This window comes from Aeromonas allosaccharophila (genome assembly GCF_000819685.1).
In the GTDB taxonomy this organism is placed as follows: Bacteria; Pseudomonadota; Gammaproteobacteria; order Enterobacterales; family Aeromonadaceae; genus Aeromonas; species Aeromonas allosaccharophila.
The window spans coordinates 51491-68528 of sequence record NZ_CDBR01000019.1; the positions used below are offsets into that span (position 1 = coordinate 51491).

General features: G+C 59.7%; 13 protein-coding genes. 4 read left to right on the forward strand and 9 right to left on the reverse strand.

What is annotated here, in order from left to right; translation table 11 throughout:
- Nucleotides 1-250: 250 nt before the first annotated feature.
- The 6 genes from exeB to BN1115_RS04070 form a co-directional block, all read right to left on the reverse strand.
- Nucleotides 251-943, reverse strand: coding sequence for a GspB family T2SS assembly factor variant ExeB (gene exeB / locus BN1115_RS04045; protein WP_042656167.1), 693 nt, complete (start codon nucleotides 941-943; stop codon nucleotides 251-253).
- Entirely contained in the window at nucleotides 943-2511 is a 1569-nt protein-coding gene (locus tag BN1115_RS04050) for an ExeA family protein (RefSeq protein ID WP_042656168.1), read from the reverse strand. The genes exeB and BN1115_RS04050 overlap by 1 nt, the downstream gene beginning before the upstream one ends.
- 291 nt (nucleotides 2512-2802) lie before the next feature.
- Nucleotides 2803-4248: an HD domain-containing phosphohydrolase gene (locus BN1115_RS04055; protein WP_042656169.1), complete on the reverse strand. Its 1446-nt coding sequence runs from the start codon at nucleotides 4246-4248 to the stop codon at nucleotides 2803-2805.
- A 49-nt stretch (nucleotides 4249-4297) separates the two neighbouring features.
- Nucleotides 4298-5419: a beta-ketoacyl-ACP synthase III gene (locus tag BN1115_RS04060; RefSeq protein WP_042656170.1), complete on the reverse strand. Its 1122-nt coding sequence runs from the start codon at nucleotides 5417-5419 to the stop codon at nucleotides 4298-4300.
- Nucleotides 5420-5473: 54 nt separating this feature from the next.
- Complete coding sequence (locus BN1115_RS04065) at nucleotides 5474-6637, reverse strand: vWA domain-containing protein (RefSeq protein ID WP_042656171.1); 1164 nt, start codon at nucleotides 6635-6637, stop codon at nucleotides 5474-5476.
- Between the two features lie 3 nt (nucleotides 6638-6640).
- On the reverse strand, nucleotides 6641-7483 hold the full coding sequence (locus BN1115_RS04070; RefSeq protein ID WP_042656172.1) for an AAA family ATPase: 843 nt from the start codon (nucleotides 7481-7483) through the stop codon (nucleotides 6641-6643).
- A 159-nt stretch (nucleotides 7484-7642) separates the two neighbouring features.
- On the opposite strand from BN1115_RS04070, the gene cysK reads away from it, so the two are divergent.
- From cysK to crr, 4 genes are all read left to right on the forward strand, one after another.
- Nucleotides 7643-8611: a cysteine synthase A gene (gene cysK / locus BN1115_RS04075; protein ID WP_042656173.1), complete on the forward strand. Its 969-nt coding sequence runs from the start codon at nucleotides 7643-7645 to the stop codon at nucleotides 8609-8611.
- 440 nt (nucleotides 8612-9051) lie between these two features.
- Nucleotides 9052-9309 (forward strand): HPr family phosphocarrier protein, encoded by a 258-nt coding sequence (locus BN1115_RS04080; RefSeq protein ID WP_005338266.1) that lies wholly within the window; start codon nucleotides 9052-9054, stop codon nucleotides 9307-9309.
- A gap of 44 nt (nucleotides 9310-9353) precedes the next feature.
- Nucleotides 9354-11081, forward strand: a complete 1728-nt coding sequence (gene ptsI / locus BN1115_RS04085; protein WP_042061933.1) for a phosphoenolpyruvate-protein phosphotransferase PtsI — start codon at nucleotides 9354-9356, stop codon at nucleotides 11079-11081.
- A gap of 42 nt (nucleotides 11082-11123) precedes the next feature.
- Nucleotides 11124-11633: a PTS glucose transporter subunit IIA gene (gene crr, locus BN1115_RS04090; RefSeq protein WP_042061931.1), complete on the forward strand. Its 510-nt coding sequence runs from the start codon at nucleotides 11124-11126 to the stop codon at nucleotides 11631-11633.
- Nucleotides 11634-11731: 98 nt separating this feature from the next.
- On the opposite strand, the gene BN1115_RS04095 is transcribed toward crr, so the two are convergent.
- The 3 genes from BN1115_RS04095 to BN1115_RS04105 all read right to left on the reverse strand — a co-directional run.
- Nucleotides 11732-12664 (reverse strand): GGDEF domain-containing protein, encoded by a 933-nt coding sequence (locus BN1115_RS04095; RefSeq protein WP_042656174.1) that lies wholly within the window; start codon nucleotides 12662-12664, stop codon nucleotides 11732-11734.
- Between the two features lie 264 nt (nucleotides 12665-12928).
- On the reverse strand, nucleotides 12929-16258 hold the full coding sequence (gene mscK, locus BN1115_RS04100) for a mechanosensitive channel MscK (RefSeq protein ID WP_042656175.1): 3330 nt from the start codon (nucleotides 16256-16258) through the stop codon (nucleotides 12929-12931).
- 150 nt (nucleotides 16259-16408) lie between these two features.
- Nucleotides 16409-17038: pyruvate kinase (locus tag BN1115_RS04105; RefSeq protein WP_042656176.1), on the reverse strand; the 630-nt coding region annotated here is incomplete at its 5' end.

Genomic DNA, 17038 nt, shown 5'->3' on the forward strand with positions numbered 1-17038 from the left:
TCATCCCTGAATCGTAATGTCATATTAATCAACAAATTCCAGGTTCTGGTGCGGCTGCGTATTGTGTACGGCGGTTTGCCGCGATACAACGGCTCCGGGCACTCCAATGCGCAAAAATGCATATTTCATCACATCTGGACTGAATGAGTGCTGACAAAAGTAGCAACCCTCAGTCGCGGCACTGGTCATAACCGCACTGTGTGGTGATTGTTTATGCGGCATCCGACAGGGCAGCCTTGCCGGTGATGGCTCACGGGGTCCAATCCTGCAACGCCTTGAGGGCCACACTCTGCCCGGCGACCTGCAGCACGATAGATTGCTGCTCTATGCTGGTGAGCCACACCCCGGGGGCGATCTCGCTCCCCTCCCGGTATTCGCGGCCATTGAGCACCACGCCCCGCTTGGCGGGGTTGGAGGAGAAAACATGAGAACCGTAGCTCAGTTGCGGCACCTGTTGGCGCACCGACTGCGGAGCGGCACCCAGCGCCATTAACTGGGCCGGTTGCACGTTCTGGCTGGCGGCGTTCGGCGTCTCCTGCAATGGCGTTTCATTGAGTGCCCGCATCAGCTGCTCGGCCAGACTCAGATCGGGGGGATTCCCCTGGCTGGCCCCTTCGTTTCTGGCCACGGCTCTGGGTTGTACCACCGGCTCCGGCAGGGGCGGGGGCAGCGGGCGAGTCACCATCGCCCTGGGTTCGACCCGCACGAAGGGCGGGGTGATCACCTCTTTTATCTCCACCTTCTCCTCGATGGGGCGAAGGTGGATCAGGTGCCAACCATAGTTGGCGCCCGCCCCCAGCAGCAGGGCCAGAGGGGCCAGCAGCCAGCCGATGCGGCGGGAGGTACGCGCCTCTTCCCGGGGCATGGGCAAGCCCATGGCCGGGATATGGGCGCTCTGTTGCGGTTGCTGCGCTCGGTGCAGCGCTTTTAGCAGGGTAGACATCAGGAGGCCTCCTCCAGTCTGGGCATGGGTTCACCGGAGAGGGCGTTGAGACGCAGCAGGGTGTTGCTGCCAGCGATGCCATCAGGGGTCAGGCCTTGGTCTTGCTGGAACTGGCGCAGCTTGTGTTTGAGCTGGTCATCGAAACGGCGCACCTTGCGCTCGGGTTGTTGCAGCGCACGGCTCAGGGCGTTGTCGAGCCACTGGATCTGGGTCTGACCGGCATTGCTGGCGATCAGGCTGACGCCCCCTTTCGGCATGCGCCAGAGCAGGGTGTAGCTGCCGCCCCAGTTGTCGCTGAGCCACTGACGATCCACCTGCCAGCTCTGGTCGCCGATCATCAGGCTGGCCTTGCCCGGCCCCAGATTGACCAGGGTCGCGTAGTAGAGGCCGCCGGTGTCGTCGGTTAGGGTGATCATGGCGGGATGCTGCAGGGCGCGCAGCTCGTCGAGGCTCGCCTCTCCCTCCTGACAGCGCAGGCCGGCGCGGGGCGCGTTGTCGCAGGTTGCCTCGAACGGCTCGGCCTCGTAGCCCCATACCTTGTAGAGATTCTGCATGGCGCTGTCGGGGTCGAGGGCCTGATTGATCGCCTCGGTCAGTTGCTCTGTCTGTTCGTCGGTTTCGTCGATGGTGACCGGCACCTCAACCTTGACCACCGGGCGGGTGGGGAACACGCCGAAAAATTGCCAGCCCCACCAGCCAGCAGCCACCAGCAGGGCGCCTGCCAGCGTCACCACCAGACCGGAGACCCAGCTCCCCTCGTCACGAACGCCATTGACCTCGAAGGCGGCCTGGCTGATATCGCCGTGGACCACCTTGTAGCTGCCACGGGCGAAGGCGGCGATCAGGGCGCGGTCGCAAATGAGGTTGATGAAACGGGGGATGCCGCCGCTCAGGCGATGGAGCGTCTTGATGGCGCGAGGGGTAAAGATGGGTTGCACGCAGCCTGCGACCTGCAGCCGGAAGCGGACGTAGGCATCCACGTCGCTGTGGGAGAGCGGCAGCAGGTGATAGCGGGCGGTAATGCGCTGGGCCAGCTGACGCAGCAGGGGTTGGCGCAGCATCTGTTGCAGCTCGGGCTGACCGATCAGCACCACTTGCAGCAGTTTTCGCTCGTCGGTTTCGAGGTTGGTGAGCAGACGCAGCTGCTCCAGTACGCCGGGCAGCAGGTGCTGCGCCTCATCCACCAGTACCACGCTGCGCTTGCCTGCCGCCAGGTTGGCCAGCAGGTGATCGCGAATAAGGTCGAACAGCCGCTTGATCCCGGCATCTTCGGGATAGGGGAGTTGAAACTCGTCGCAGATGGCGGCCAGCAGATCCCGTTCGGTCAGGGAGGGGTTGAGGATGTAGGCGATCTCGGTCTCGGCGGGCAGCTGTTGCAGCAGGCAGCGGGAGACGGTGGTCTTGCCGGTGCCCACTTCGCCGGTCAGCAGCACAAAGCCGCCGCCATCCTGCAATCCATAGTTGAGATGAGCAAGGGCTTCGCCGTGGCGCTCGCTCATATAGAGGTATTTGGGATTGGGCGAGATGGAAAACGGATGTTCCGAGAGGCCGAAGAACTGTGTGTACATGAGGGTATTCTTTTGTAGCCGGCGACAGATGAAAAATGTCTCCGGATGATAGCAAACCTCGCTTTCATTGGAAGCCATCATTGGCGCAGGAGGGCAAATTGCGGCCTTTTACTGCCATCTTGTGATCCCGGTTGCGTCATCGGTACGAACCCGGATCACAAAATGACAAAAAACATCTGTAAATAAAGGGAAATATCAATATCGGCCCGATGTAGCACATGCCGCTTGCGCGCATGTTTATGACACTTTTGCCCTGTCAGCGATCACGGCAACGGGTCGGGATGCCCCTGCTCAGTGGTGATCCTGAAACTGTGCGGCAATCTCCCTGAACTGCGTCTCGCAGGCGAGAAAAGCCGCGACGATGCCGGGATCAAAATGGCTGCCGCTCCCCTTCACGATGATCTCCTTCGCCTCCTCATGGCTGAAGGCGGGTTTGTAGACCCGCTTCGAGATGAGCGCATCGTAGACATCCGCCACCGCCATCAAGCGCCCGGAGAGAGGAATATCCTCCGCCGCCAGCCCTGCCGGATAGCCGCTGCCATCCCACTTTTCGTGATGGGTGAGGGAGATCTCCCGGGCCAGCCGCAGGAAGGAGTTGGAGCCCAGCTGCGCCTCGGCACTGGCCAGCGCATCGGCGCCTATCTGCGGGTGGCGCTTCATGATGGCGAACTCCTCGTCGGTCAGCTTGCCCGGTTTGAGCAGGATGGCGTCTGGAATGCCCACCTTGCCCACATCGTGCAGGGGCGCCGATTTGAACAGCAGGTCGATGGTGGCGTCATCGAGCGGGTAGCGATCCCGGTCGTTGCGACTGAGATATTGCGCCAGTGCCTTCACGTAGTGCTGGGTGCGGATGATATGGGCGCCGGTCTCGTTGTCCCGGGTCTCCGCCAGCGAGGCGAGGCCGAGGATGGCCACATCACGGGTCAGGTTGAGCTCGTCGCTGCGGGATTTCAGCTCGCCGATCATCTGATTGGTGCTGGCGGCAATCAGGCCGAACTCGTCATCCCGGGTGACCGGCACCCTGGCGTCGAAGTCACCGCACTGCACTCTGGCCATGGTGCGGGTCTGCTGGCGCAGGGAGAGGCCGAGATTGCGGCCATAACCGTGGATGATGAGGGCGAGATAGCAGAAGGTCACCGTCATTACGAAGGCGATCTCCCACAGGATGTAGTGCTGGGCATCGACCCTCGGCAGGCTGCGCTCCACCGTCACTAGCCACTCCAGATCCTTGTTGAACAGCAAGAAGAAGACGCTTCCCAGCAGGGTGAGGGTCGCCAGAGTAAAGAGGGTGAACTTGCGTGGCAGCGGCATGGCCAGCGGGTGGCTCAGCGCCAGACTCAGCTCGGTTTGCCGCGCTCTGGCCCGATGCCAGCCCCGTTCCAGGGTCAGATCGGCGGCCACCAGAAAGCCGAGGGTGGTCATCCCCAGCAGCACCTTGAGGTGGCTCTCCAGCGGAAAGTCGTGGGTCAGGGCGTTGTAGCACGAGAGCAGCAGCGCCCCCAGCAGGTAGAAACCGACCTCCAGGCCGAACCTGTTCAGCTCGTTGCGCGGCAGGGGCCGCCTTGAGAGCAGCCAATTGCGCACGGCGAACATGATGGCGAACGTCACCAGGGTCGGCCCCAGCAACTGGGGCAGGGTGAGACTCTCGAGAAACGGGCAGACCTGCCAGCCATAGAGACAAAATAGTGACAGGGTTACCCCGTAGTGCAGGGCGCAGCGCCCCGTGATCCTCTGCATATTCCCACCCATGTTGCTGGTTATTGTTATGTCGGCGGGAGGCCCGCCATTACAGGCGCCGCAGCAGCAGACTACCGATGGAGTAGCCAGCACCAAATGAGCAAAGTACGCCGCGGGCTCCCGCAGGAAGGTCGCGATTGTACAGATGAAACGCGATGATGGAACCCGCCGAGCTGGTATTACCATAGCTATCAAGAATGACCGGCGCCTCCTGCTGGCTGGCATCGTGGCCCAGCAGCTTGCGACCGATGAACTGGTTCATGGTGAGGTTGGCCTGATGGAGCCAGAGCCGGTTCAGGGAGTCAGCGGCCCAGCCCTGCTCATCGAGCTGGCTGGCAATCTGGTCGCACACCAGCGGCAACACCTCCTTGAACACCTTGCGCCCCTGCTGGCGAAACAGCTTGTCGTCGCTGTAGCGGGTACGCGGGCTGAGCCGGTTCAGAAAGCCGAAGTTGTTGCGGATGTTGTTGGAGTACTGGGTCACCAGCTTGCTGGCCACCAGTTGCCACGGATTGGCCACCTTGCAATCGGCTTCCCGCTCCAGCAGCACCGCGGTGCAGGCATCGCCAAAGATAAAGTGGCTATCCCGATCGCGAAAATTGAGGTGCCCCGAGCAGATCTCGGGATTCACCACCAGGGCCAGTCGGGCGGTGCCTGCCGCCAGCATGTCTGCGGCTGTCTTGATGCCGAAGGTGGCAGACGAGCAGGCCACGTTCATGTCGAACGCCATGCCGCTCGCCCCCAGATAGTGCTGCAGCTCGATGGCCAGCGCCGGATAGGGACGCGGCATGTTGGACGCCGCGACGATGACCAGATCGATCTCCCCCGGCTCGCGACCGGCGGCGATCAGCGCCTGCTCGGCGGCGGCCACCGCCATCTCCACCATGATGGAGGGCATCTCATCGGGCCGCTCCGCCAGCAGTGGTTGCATGATGTCTGGGTTGAGCCCCCCTTCGCGGCTCACCAGATAACGGCTCTTGATGCCGGAGGCCTTTTCGATGAACTCGCAGCTGGAATGCTGCTTGGCGGAGAGCTGGCCGGCGTCGATGGCGGAGGCGTTCTCCTCGTTGTAGAGATCCACATACTGGTTGAAGGCGGCCACCAGCTCTTCATTGCTGACGGCAAAGGGTGGGGTATAGAGGCCTGAGCCACTGATCACGATAGAGGTCATCTTTGCTCCTCGCCGGGTGCGTTCCCGGCTTGTCGGTTTATAGGGGTGAGAAGGTTATAGCTGGTCGATCGCCGCAGCGAGACCCGCCAGGGTCAGCGGATGCATCCGCCCGCCAACCACATCATTCATCAATTTTATCGAGGGGTGCCAGAGCCACTCCCGGCGCGGGGTGGGGTTGATCCACACCAGTTTGGGAAAGTGTTGCTGCAAGCGGGTAAGCCACACCTGACCTGACTCCTCGTTCCACTGCTCGACACTGCCGCCCGGCCAGGTGATCTCGTAGGGGCCCATGGTGGCATCCCCCACAAAAATCACCCGGTAGTCGCTGCCGTAGGTGCGCAGCAGGCGCAGGGTATCGAACCGCTCTTCAACGCGGCGCTCGTTATCCTTCCAGACGAAGTCGTAGAGGCAGTTGTGAAAATAGAAGTACTCCAGATGCTTGAACTCGTGGCGCAGGGCCGAGAAGAGGCGCTGCACCTTGGCCACGTGGGCATCCATGGAGCCCCCTACATCGAAAAAGACCAATAGCTTGACCCCGTTGTGGCGCTCGGGCCGCAGCTTCACATCGAGCCAGCCCTGGCGGGCAGAGCTGCTGATGGTGTCGTCGAGATCCAGCTCGTCGGGATTGCCCTTGCGCACCCAGCGCCTGAGTTTGCGCAGTGCCAGCTGGATAGCGCGCTGGCCAAGCGGCGAGTCGTCGCTGAAGTTGCGGTAGTGACGGGCCTCCCACACCTTGGCCGCCTTGCCGTGCTGGCCCTCTCCACCCATGCGCACGCCCTCGGGGTGAAAACCGCCGTGGCCAAACGGGCTGCTGCCACCGGTTCCCACCCACTTGTTGCCGCCGGCGTGGCGCTCTTTCTGCTCGCTTAACCGCTGGTTGAGCGTTTCCAGCAGCTTGTCGAGTCCGCCGAGGGATTTCAGTAACTTTTTCTCCTCGGGGCTCAGCAGCCGTTCGAACTCCTTGCGTAGCCACTCCTCGGGCAGGCTTTCCGGCAGCAGGGGGATGGCGTCCAGCCCCTCGTAGTATTCGGCGAAGGCGCGATCGAAGCGATCGTAGTGGGCCTCGTCTTTTACCAGCAGGCAGCGGGAGAGCTGGTAGAACTCGTCCATATCGACAGTGACCAGCCGGACGGCCAGCGCGGCGTGCAAGTCCAGCAACTCGCGCAGGCTGCAGGGGAGCTTGTGGCGGCGCAGGTGGGTAAAAAAGTCGATCAGCATGGGTCAGCTGCCGCGCCGTGCCAGAAAGGCGAGCTTCTCGAATAGATGCAGGTCTTGCTCGGTCTTGAGCAGGGCGCCGTATAGCGCGGGCACCAGCTTGCCCGGCTCGCGGGCGCGCATCGCCTCGGGGGCGATATCGTCGGCCAGTAGCAGGCGGATCCAGTCCAAGAGTTCCGAGGTGGAGGGCTTCTTGCGCAGCCCCTCTACCTCGCGCAGCTCGAAGAAGAGCTCCATCGCCTCGCCAAGCAGGCTCTCCTTGAGGTCGGGGTAGTGGAGTTTGACGATGGCCTGCATCTCGGCCTTGTCGGGGAAGCGGATGTAGTGGAAGAAACAGCGGCGCAGGAAGGCGTCCGGCAGCTCTTTCTCGTTGTTGGAGGTGATGATGACCACCGGCCGCTGGCGTGCCTTGACTCGCTCGCCGGTCTCGTAGACGTCGAACTCCATCCGATCCAGCTCCAGCAGCAGATCGTTGGGGAATTCGATGTCGGCCTTGTCGATCTCGTCGATCAGCAGCACAGGTCGCTGCTCGGCGCTGAAGGCCTGCCACAGTTTGCCCCGGCGAATATAGTGGCTGATATCGGCCACTCTGGGGTCGCCGAGCTGGGAGTCGCGCAGCCGGGCCACCGCATCATATTCGTAGAGTCCCTGCTGGGCTTTGGTGGTGGACTTGATATGCCAGGCAATGAGATTGGTGCCGAGATGGTCGGCGACCGCTTCGGCCAGCACCGTCTTGCCGGTGCCCGGTTCCCCCTTGATCAGCAGCGGTTTTTCGAGGGTGATGGCGGCATTGACCGCCATCCTCAATGCATCGGAGGCGAGATAATCGCTGCTTCCTGAAAATCCCATAACGTCGGTTCCTTTGACGATTGGCGCCCGGAGTCAGGGGCCAGAGAGAATAAGCTCTATATGTTGTAATACCATATGGTTATAACGAATAGTCACTTCTCATTCAGAAACCACAGGGTAATCTTGTTTCATCGTCGTAACAAACACAGGGATAGCACCATGAGCAAAATTTTTGAGGACAACAGCCAGACTATCGGTCACACCCCGCTGGTTCGTCTCAACCGTGTTACCAAAGGCCGCGTGCTGGCCAAGATCGAGAGCCGTAACCCCAGCTTCAGCGTCAAGTGCCGGATCGGTGCCAACCTGATCTGGGATGCCGAGAAGCGCGGCATCCTGACCAAGGGTAAGGAGATCATCGAGCCTACCAGCGGCAACACGGGTATTGCTCTGGCTTTTGTCGCGGCAGCTCGCGGCTATCCCATTACCCTGACCATGCCCGCTACCATGAGCCTGGAGCGCCGCAAGCTGCTCAAGGCGCTCGGCGCCAATCTGGTGCTGACCGAAGGGCCGCTCGGCATGAAGGGGGCCATTGCCAAGGCCAACGAGATCCTCGAATCCGAGCCGGGCAAGTATGTGCTGCTGCAACAGTTTGAAAACCCGGCCAACCCTGAGATCCACGAAAAGACCACCGGCCCCGAGATCTGGGATGCCACCGATGGCGAAGTGGATGTGTTCGTGGCCGGGGTCGGTACCGGCGGCACCATTACCGGTGTCTCCCGCTATCTGAAGCAGACTCAAGGCAAGGCAGTGGTCTCTGTCGCGGTCGAACCGGCCGAGTCGCCGGTCATCAGCCAGAAGCTGGCTGGCGAAGAGATCAAGCCGGGCCCCCACAAGATCCAGGGGATCGGCGCCGGCTTTATCCCGGGCAACCTCGACCTCTCTCTAATCGATCGGGTGGAGCAGGTGACCAGTGACGAAGCCATCGAGATGGCTCGCCGCCTGATGGAGGAGGAGGGGATCCTGGCCGGTATCAGCTCCGGGGCTGCCGTGGTGGCTGCCAGCCGTCTGGCCGAGCTACCGGAATTTGCGGGCAAAACCATTGTGGTCATCCTGCCGAGTGCGGCGGAGCGTTACCTCTCCAGCGCCCTGTTTGCCGGGGTGTTCAGCGAGCATGAACTGCAGCAATAACTGATCAGAATCTTTCAAAACAGCGGCGCTCCCAGGAGCGCCGCTTCTTTATGGGCTAGACTCAACCCCTGTTAGTGTCACTTGATCCTTATTTTTTGGGGTAAAATAACAAGTTCCGGAGTGAGAAAAAAAGCAGACATTCCGCTGTAAATCTCATATCCTGTGCGGCGTCACGCGGTGTTTGCTGGCTGGGTATCACAAAGTAACAAAGTGTTATTTTTCGTTATAAAATAATTTCAGGCCAGTCCTGATGCGGCTTGTAGCCCAATAACTGAAAATTGCCAACCAGCGCGCCGATTACTGCACAGAAACTTGACCTGGATTAAACCATTGCGGGTCTGCTTTCGTTACTTTACAACATATCCATACTGACACGGTGGGTCAGGGCGCTTCAAAAACGACCAATCCACCAAAAAATATCAATAATATGGGGTGAAACCATGTACGAGAAGTCTGTTGTTATTACTGCTGAAAACGGCCTGCACACCCGTCCGGCAGCTCAGTTCGTGAAAGAAGCCAAAGAATTCCAAAGCGAGATCACTGTGGTCTCCGGTGGCAAGTCCGCCAGCGCCAAGAGCCTGTTCAAGCTGCAGACCCTGGGCCTGACCAAGGGTACCAATGTAACTATCCAGGCTGACGGCCCGGATGCTCAACAAGCTGTTGAGAAGCTGGTTGCCCTGATGGACGAGCTGGAGTAATCCAGCTTTATTCCTCCCCCACAGTCGTTTTAATAGGAAGGATTATGATATCTGGCATTCTTGCGTCCCCCGGTATCGCATTCGGCAAGGCGCTTCTTCTTAAAGAAGATGAAATCGTTATCAATCAGGGCAAGATTCCCGCCGAGCAGATTGATGCCGAGATCAACCGTTTCCTCGAAGCTCGTACCAAGTCAGCTGCTCAGCTGGAAGCCATCAAAGAGATGGCCGGTCGTACCTTCGGTGAGGAAAAAGAGGCCATCTTCGAAGGCCACATCATGCTGCTCGAAGATGAGGAGCTGGAAGGGGATATCAGATCCTTCATCAAAGAGAACAAGGCTTCCGCTGACAAAGCCATCTATGAGGTGATCGAACAGTACGCCAAGATGATGGCCGAGCTGGATGACCCTTATCTGCGCGAACGCGCAACCGACTTCCGTGACATCGGTACCCGTCTGGTCAAGAACGTACTGGGCATCGCCGTTGTCAACCTGAGCACCATCGACGAAGAGGTCATTCTGGTCGCCAAAGACCTGACCCCGTCTGAAACTGCTCAGATCAACCTGAAATATGTGCTGGGTTTCGTTACCGACATCGGTGGCCGTACCTCTCACACCTCCATCATGGCCCGCTCTCTGGAGCTGCCGGCCATCGTGGGCACCAACGACATCACCGAGCGCGTCAAGAACGGTGACATGCTGGTGCTGGATGCGATCAACAACCAGATCATCATCAATCCGACCGCTGAACAGCTGACCGAAGCCAAGAAGTTCCAGGCTCAGTTCCAGGCCGAGAAAGATGAGCTGGCCAAGCTGAAAGACCTGCCTGCCATCACGCTGGATGGTCATCAGGTCGAAGTATGCGCTAACATCGGTACCGTCAAGGATACCGAAGGTGCCATCCGCAATGGCGCCGAAGGCGTGGGTCTGTACCGTACCGAGTTCCTGTTCATGGACCGTGACGCGCTGCCGACCGAAGACGAGCAGTTCAAAGCCTACAAAGAAGTGGCCGAAGCGATGCCGGATCAGCCGATCATCGTGCGTACCATGGACATTGGCGGCGACAAAGAGCTGCCGTACATGAATTTCCCGAAAGAGATGAACCCCTTCCTGGGCTGGCGTGCCGTGCGTATTTTCTTCGACCGCGAAGACATCATGCACGCTCAGCTGCGGGCCATTCTGCGCGCCTCTGCCTTCGGCAAACTGCGCATCATGTTCCCGATGATCATCTCCGTCGAAGAGTTCCGTAGCCTGAAAGCTACCGTAGAGACGCTGAAAGCCGAACTGCGTGCCGAAGGCAAAGCCTTTGATGAATCCATCGAAGTGGGTATCATGATCGAGACCCCGGCCGCTGCCGTGATGGCTCATCATCTGGCCAAGGAAGTGGATTTCTTCAGTATCGGTACCAACGACCTGACCCAGTACACCCTGGCTGTCGATCGTGGTAACGAGATGATCTCCGCCATGTACAACCCGCTGTCACCCTCCGTCCTGACGCTGATCAAGATGGTTATCGATGCGTCCCACGCCGAAGGCAAGTGGACCGGTATGTGTGGTGAACTGGCTGGTGACGAGCGCGCCACCCTGCTGCTGCTGGGTATGGGTCTGGATGAGTTCTCAATGAGCGCCATCTCTGTACCGCGTATCAAGAAGCTTATCCGCAACACCAACTTCGAAGATGTGAAGGCCATGGCTGATCAAGCACTGAGCTTTGCCACCGCCGCTGAAATCGAAGCATGCGTAGATAACTTTATTAAGCAGAAGGCAGTCTGCTAAGATCGGCTGCAAACAGCGACAAATCATCTCTAGGAGCTTTATATGGGTCTGTTCGACAAACTGAAGAAACTGGTTTCCGACGATAGCTCTGACACCGGCGGCATCGAAATCTTTGCTCCGCTGTCTGGCGAAATCGTGCCGATCGAAGATGTGCCTGACGTTGTCTTCGCCGAGAAGATCGTTGGTGACGGTATCGCTATCAAGCCTGCTGGCAACAAGATGGTTGCGCCGTGCGATGGTACCATCGGCAAGATTTTCGAGACCAACCACGCGTTCTCTCTGGAATCCGACTCCGGTATCGAGCTGTTCGTTCACTTCGGTATCGACACCGTTGAACTGAAAGGCGAAGGCTTCACCCGTATCGCTCAGGAAGGCCAACAGGTCAAGCGCGGCGACACTATCATCGAGTTCGATCTGGCCGTTCTGGAAGCGAAAGCCAAGTCTACCCTGACTCCGGTTGTCATCTCCAACATGGACGAGATCAAAGAGCTGATCAAAATGACTGGTGCCGTGACTGTGGGCGAGACCCCGGTTATCCGTATCAAGAAGTAATGCCCGGCTGGCTCACGCCAGTTGCTGCAGTAAAAAACCGAAGCCTGGTGCTTCGGTTTTTTATGGTCGCGTGTCGGCTTCCCCTTCTGGTCACCAGGCTATTGTGTCGAGATGACAACCCGGTTACGGCCCTGTTCCTTGGCCTGATAGAGGGCCCGATCGGCCATCATCAGCAGGTAGTCGATGCCCTCTTGCCCCGTCATGCTGGCACACCCCAGGCTGATGCTGAGGGAGAGCTGCTCCCCCTGCCACGGCACGCGGGTGGTACTGACATGCTGGCGCAGCTGTTCGGCGCGCCGTGCCGCCTGTTCAATGTCGCAACCCGGCAGGATCAGCAGAAACTCCTCCCCGCCCCAGCGGGCCAGACTCTCCCCCGGCAACAGCTGACTTGCCATGGCGTGGGCGACGGCGCAGAGCGCGGCATCACCCGCAGGATGGCCGTAGCGGTCGTTGACCTGCTTGAAATGGTCGATATCCCCCAGCACCACCGAGAGGGGCTCACCTTGTAACCAGAGGGCCTGCAACTGCTGTTGGGCACCGCGCCGGTTGGTCAGCTCGGTAAGCGGATCGGTGCAGGAGAGGCGGCTCACCTCCTCGACCATGCACTGCAGGTCGTGGATATCGCGAAAGGTGACAATATGGCCATCCGGGATGGCATCGGCCCCCAGCTGGGCGGTGACGATAAACCAGCGCGACTGGCCGCCCTTGCAGCGGATCAGTGCAGGCATCTCGGCGACCTCCAGCCCTTGTGACAAGCTCTGTTCCACCTGCGAGTGCCAGGAGTCGATGATGGTGCGGCGATACCCTTCATCCGGGTAGGCGAGTCGAAACCAGGAGGCCATGTCCGGCAGCTCGGCAAGGTCGTAGCCGAGCTGCTCAAGGAAGGCTTTGTTCAGGAAGCGGTGGCGCCGCTGCGGGATCATGTCGGGCGAGCGGTCATCGTGACGGGCAATGGATTCTGGCACCAGAATAGGCAGCGGGATCACATCGAAGGAGCGAAACAGGATCTGTTGCAGTTCTCGGTCATTCATGGGAAAAGCGACTCCTCGATGCATCTTTTGCATGCTTTACCATAGGTGAGAGCCGTGTGGTGGTAAACCGCTTTATGGTGTCTGCTGACGCGATGTCATGAACAATCCTGTGTACTCGAAGATAAAGGTCTTCATGCGAGCCATTTTGGTCATCCGTTTCCTGCAGACCCGTTACCTGCCAACCGCCTCGTTGACCTGAGCCGTATAAAAAAAGCCGCTCACCAGGGTGAGCGGCTGTTGTCATCAGATCAGTGCCGTTCGCTATCAGGCTGGCTGTTTGCCATCTTCCGCGGGGGGCGGCAGAGCGGCGGAGTTGGACTCCACCTTCTGCTCTTCGCCCTGCATGTTCTTGATGTAGACATCCATCTGGTTGAAGGCGATCTCGATGCCGTTCTCGCGGAACAGCTGGTCGATCTTGCGGTTCAACTCGTCCACCGCCGGGTTGCGATCACCGAGTTCGCTCACGAAGAAGCGCAGCTCGTGATCCAGGGTGCTGGCGCCAAAGGTGAGGAAGTAGACGATGGGGGCCGGATCTTTCAGCACCCGGCTGTTTTTATCGGCCGCCTGTTTGAGCAGGGTGCGGGTCAGCTCTAGATCCGAGCCGTATGCCACGCCCACCCGCACGATCACCCGGGTGACGGTGTCACTCAGCGACCAGTTGATCAGCCGCTCGGTCATCAGCTGCTGGTTGGGGATGATCACCTCTTTGCGGTCGAAATCGGTCAGGGTGGTGGCGCGGATTCGGATTTTGGAGACGGTACCGGAGAAGGATCCGATGGTGACGGTGTCACCGATCCGCACCGGACGCTCGAACAGGATGATGATGCCGGAGACGAAGTTGGAGAGGATCTCCTTCATACCGAAACCTATACCGACCGACAGACCACCCGCTACCCATTGCAGCTTGTCCCACTGCACGCCCATCATGGAGAGGGCGGTCAGGGAGCCGAAGCCGATCAGCACGTAGTTGAGCATGGTGGTGATGGCGTAGGCGGTACCCTGGGCCAGATTGAGCTTGGAGAGTATCAGTACTTCCAGCAAACCGGGCAGGTTGCGCGCCAGTGACCAGGCGCCGCCGAGCAGCAGGAAGCCGATCAGCACGTCACTCAGGCTGATGGGGAACAGCACGGCGTTGGCGCCGGTGCCTTCACTGCGGTGCCACAGCACCATGCTGTCGAGGTAGGAGAATACCGCGACCAGATCGGACCAGAGCCAGTAGAAGGCGACACCGAAGATCAGCAGCAGCACGGTACGGGTCAGACGCAGTGATTGCTGGCTGACATCCTCCAGATCCATGGGTTGCTCTTCGACGGACTCGCCACCTTCCGCATCTTCCGAAGACTTGTGCTCGCGCTTAGCCACCGCACGGCGGTAGGCCAGACGACGGGCGGCCAGCTCCAGACCACGCAGGGCGGTGCGGTAGACCAGGCTCCAGATGATGATGAGGTAGAAGGATTCGATCAGGCGACCGGTCAGCTTCAGCGCGGTGTAGTAGTAACCGAGCATCGCCAGCACGATCAGTGCCACCGGTGCCAGCGCCAGGGCGATGGCGATCAGCGACTTCTGCATGCTTGCCTCGCCCTTGATGCGGGCGCGGGAGATGGGGAACACCAGATAGGCGGCAAGCCCCAGCAGGGCCAAGGTCATGGCTTGGCCGATCACATCGTTGCCCAGGGTGGAGGGTTCAACCACCGCCTTGGTCGCGAGCATGATAAGCGGCAGCAGTGGCAGCCAGAGGTAGCGCATGCTGGATCGTTTGGCTTGCAGCTCCGCTTTTGGAATGCGGAAGTGGGTTTCGGCGATGCCGCCCGGGCGCATGACCGCCAGATAGACGCTGAACACCAGATAACCAAGGGCGAGGTTCAGGGTGATCTGGAACATCAGCTTGGGACTGAGCAAACCGCAATAGGTGAGCAGCAAGCCGCCAGCCAGAATGAACAGGCTGCCCGGCAGGCGGTGCAGCACGGTATAGAGCAGGGCGCGCGGGGTATGCCACTGGCTGTCTTGACGGAAACGGCCAAGATCCTTGGCAATCTTCTTCTGGCGCTCAACCAGTGCCGGACGTTTCCAGACCAGCAGGCCGCCGATCAGCAGCAGCGGGAAGGCGAGCAGGGAGATCCCCAGCAGCTCTTCGCGCCAGCGCTTCCAGTCCGGTTTCAGTACCCAGTCGGAAGCCTGTTTGTAGGCCTGGGCGGGCCAGCTGATAAACCACTTCGTATCGATGGGTTTGTTGCTGCTTACCCAGAAGATGTGCTGTTGCAGGGTGAACTCGATGGAGGCGTATATCCGGGCCAACTGCTGCTGGGTCAGCTGCAGGCTGATGGCGTTGGTGAGCTGGCTGTCGAGCTGGCGGTTGAGCTGATCGAGCAGATTGATGCGGGTGTCGAGCAGCTTGGCAAGGTTGGCCTTGTCCTCTTCGCTGACCGGCTCCTTGCTGCCGGCGATCAGGTTGTCCAGATAGAGATTCTTCTGGAACAGCTGGTCACGCTGCTGACTCAGTTCGAACTGGGCCAGGTGGAGGTCGGCGATCTGCTCTTCCAGATTCTTGACGGCGATAGAGGGGGCCGCTTCCAGCTGCTGGTAGAGCTGATAGAGGATGCGTGACAGCATCAGGTTGCCCTTGAGCATCTGCACCTGTTCGTTCAGGTTGCGTTCGGTCTGGGTACCGCGCTCCAGCCAGCTCTTGGCTTGCAGGTTTTTTTGTACCAGCGAGTTGAGGCTGGTGGTGGCGCTGATCAACTGCTGGCTGAGCTGGTGGTTGAGTTCCTGCTCTTTTTGCACCAGCGGGCTGTCTTCGGTCGCCACCAGCTCACCGGTCTGCTCGGCGGTCTTCTCGGTGTCGCCGAGACGCTTGGCGCTGCTCTGCTCCTGCAGCAACTGCAGTTTCTGCTCTTCGATGGCGAGGCGGGCACTCTGATAGTCGCGCTGCTTGACCGCCAGATCCTGCATGCTGGTGCGGTTATCCAGATCCTTTTGCAACTGGGCCAGTTGCAGATCGATCAGCGCCAACTCGGCATTGAGCTTCATCTTCTCGGCGCTGGAGATGCTTTCACCGGCGTTGAGACGGCTGCGGATCTCCTGACTGCGCTGATAGGCATGGCTCATTCTGGCCTGCGCCCGCTCCGGCAGGGTCTGCAGGCTGGTGAGCTGACTGCCGATGGTGCCGAGCGCCTCCTGGGCCTCCTGCATGTTGGCCAGCACTTCCGGCTGACGGCTGTCGAGCTCTGCCAGGCTCATGCTGGCGTATTCACTCTTGATCTGCTCGACACTCTTGCCCTTGGTCAGGGCATCGAGCTTGGCGCTGATCTCTTTGAGTTCGGTGGGCAGGTTGCGGATCCGCTGTGCCTGGGTCTTGGCCTTCGCCTCTTCCTTGTCGATGCTGTCGAGCAGGGCAAGGGTCTCGGTCAGCAACTTCTGATCCGCTTGCTGACTGACGGTCAGGGTCTCTGATTTACCCAGACCATCCAGCGCTCGCTGAACGGAATTGCGAGAGGGGGCATCTTGCGCCATGGCTTGCGGGACGCAGAGGCTGGCGATTAAACAGAGCAGCGGCAACAGGGTGGCCGAGACTCTTTTAAAACGTATTGAGGGCATATAACTTCCGGGTTATTACGCGATATTCGGGAGATTTCCCGCATAGATTAAATTCGCGTGGATTCTAACACCGGGCTTGTCAGGTAAGCAGGGGGGAGGGATAAAAAAAACGGCGCCCGAAGGCGCCGTTTTCATGTTGTTCAGCTCTGATTAAAGAACGTGAACAGAAGCGGTGTTGGTGGTGCCGCTCGGTACCAGAGCACCGGAGACCATCACAACCACGTCACCTTTCAGACCCATGCCGATTTCCAGCGCGGCTTCTTTACCGATGCGATAGAAATCGTCGGTAGAGGCGATGCTGTCAACCACGTGAGCAACTACACCCTTGGTCAGAACCAGTTGGGCAGCAGTTTTCTTGTTGGTGGTGATCGCCAAGATCCAGGCTTTCGGGAAGTACTTGCGAATGGCCTTGGCAGATTTGCCGCCTTCGGTAGCAACCACGATCAGCGGGGCGTCCAGCTTCTCGGAGGTCTCTACGGCGCCTTTACATACGGCTTCGGTGATGCGCAGCTTGTTGCTGTCGTTGGCAGCAGACAGGTTGGACGGCATCACGGCATCGGTACGCTCGCAGATGGTGGCCATGATGGTCACGGCTTCCAGCGGGTACTTACCCTTGGCGGATTCACCGGACAGCATCACTGCATCGGTACCGTCCAGGATGGCGTTGGCCACGTCACCAGCTTCGGCGCGGGTCGGACGCGGGTTCTTGATCATGGAGTCCAGCATCTGGGTGGCAGTGATAACCACTTTGCGGGCTTTGTTGCACTTGGCGATGATCAT

What these genes read in the sequence shown, in the direction of transcription:
- BN1115_RS04050 (WP_042656168.1), bottom strand. Translation starts at nt 2,511, where the DNA reads ATGTACACACAGTTCTTCGGCCTCTCGGAACATCCGTTTTCCATCTCG.
- BN1115_RS04055 (WP_042656169.1), bottom strand. Translation starts at nt 4,248, where the DNA reads ATGCAGAGGATCACGGGGCGCTGCGCCCTGCACTACGGGGTAACCCTG.
- ptsI (WP_042061933.1), top strand. Translation starts at nt 9,354, where the DNA reads ATGATATCTGGCATTCTTGCGTCCCCCGGTATCGCATTCGGCAAGGCG.
- BN1115_RS04065 (WP_042656171.1), bottom strand. Translation starts at nt 6,637, where the DNA reads ATGCTGATCGACTTTTTTACCCACCTGCGCCGCCACAAGCTCCCCTGC.
- crr (WP_042061931.1), top strand. Translation starts at nt 11,124, where the DNA reads ATGGGTCTGTTCGACAAACTGAAGAAACTGGTTTCCGACGATAGCTCT.
- cysK (WP_042656173.1), top strand. Translation starts at nt 7,643, where the DNA reads ATGAGCAAAATTTTTGAGGACAACAGCCAGACTATCGGTCACACCCCG.
- BN1115_RS04080 (WP_005338266.1), top strand. Translation starts at nt 9,052, where the DNA reads ATGTACGAGAAGTCTGTTGTTATTACTGCTGAAAACGGCCTGCACACC.
- BN1115_RS04095 (WP_042656174.1), bottom strand. Translation starts at nt 12,664, where the DNA reads ATGAATGACCGAGAACTGCAACAGATCCTGTTTCGCTCCTTCGATGTG.
- exeB (WP_042656167.1), bottom strand. Translation starts at nt 943, where the DNA reads ATGTCTACCCTGCTAAAAGCGCTGCACCGAGCGCAGCAACCGCAACAG.
- BN1115_RS04060 (WP_042656170.1), bottom strand. Translation starts at nt 5,419, where the DNA reads ATGACCTCTATCGTGATCAGTGGCTCAGGCCTCTATACCCCACCCTTT.
- BN1115_RS04070 (WP_042656172.1), bottom strand. Translation starts at nt 7,483, where the DNA reads ATGGGATTTTCAGGAAGCAGCGATTATCTCGCCTCCGATGCATTGAGG.
- mscK (WP_042656175.1), bottom strand. Translation starts at nt 16,258, where the DNA reads ATGCCCTCAATACGTTTTAAAAGAGTCTCGGCCACCCTGTTGCCGCTG.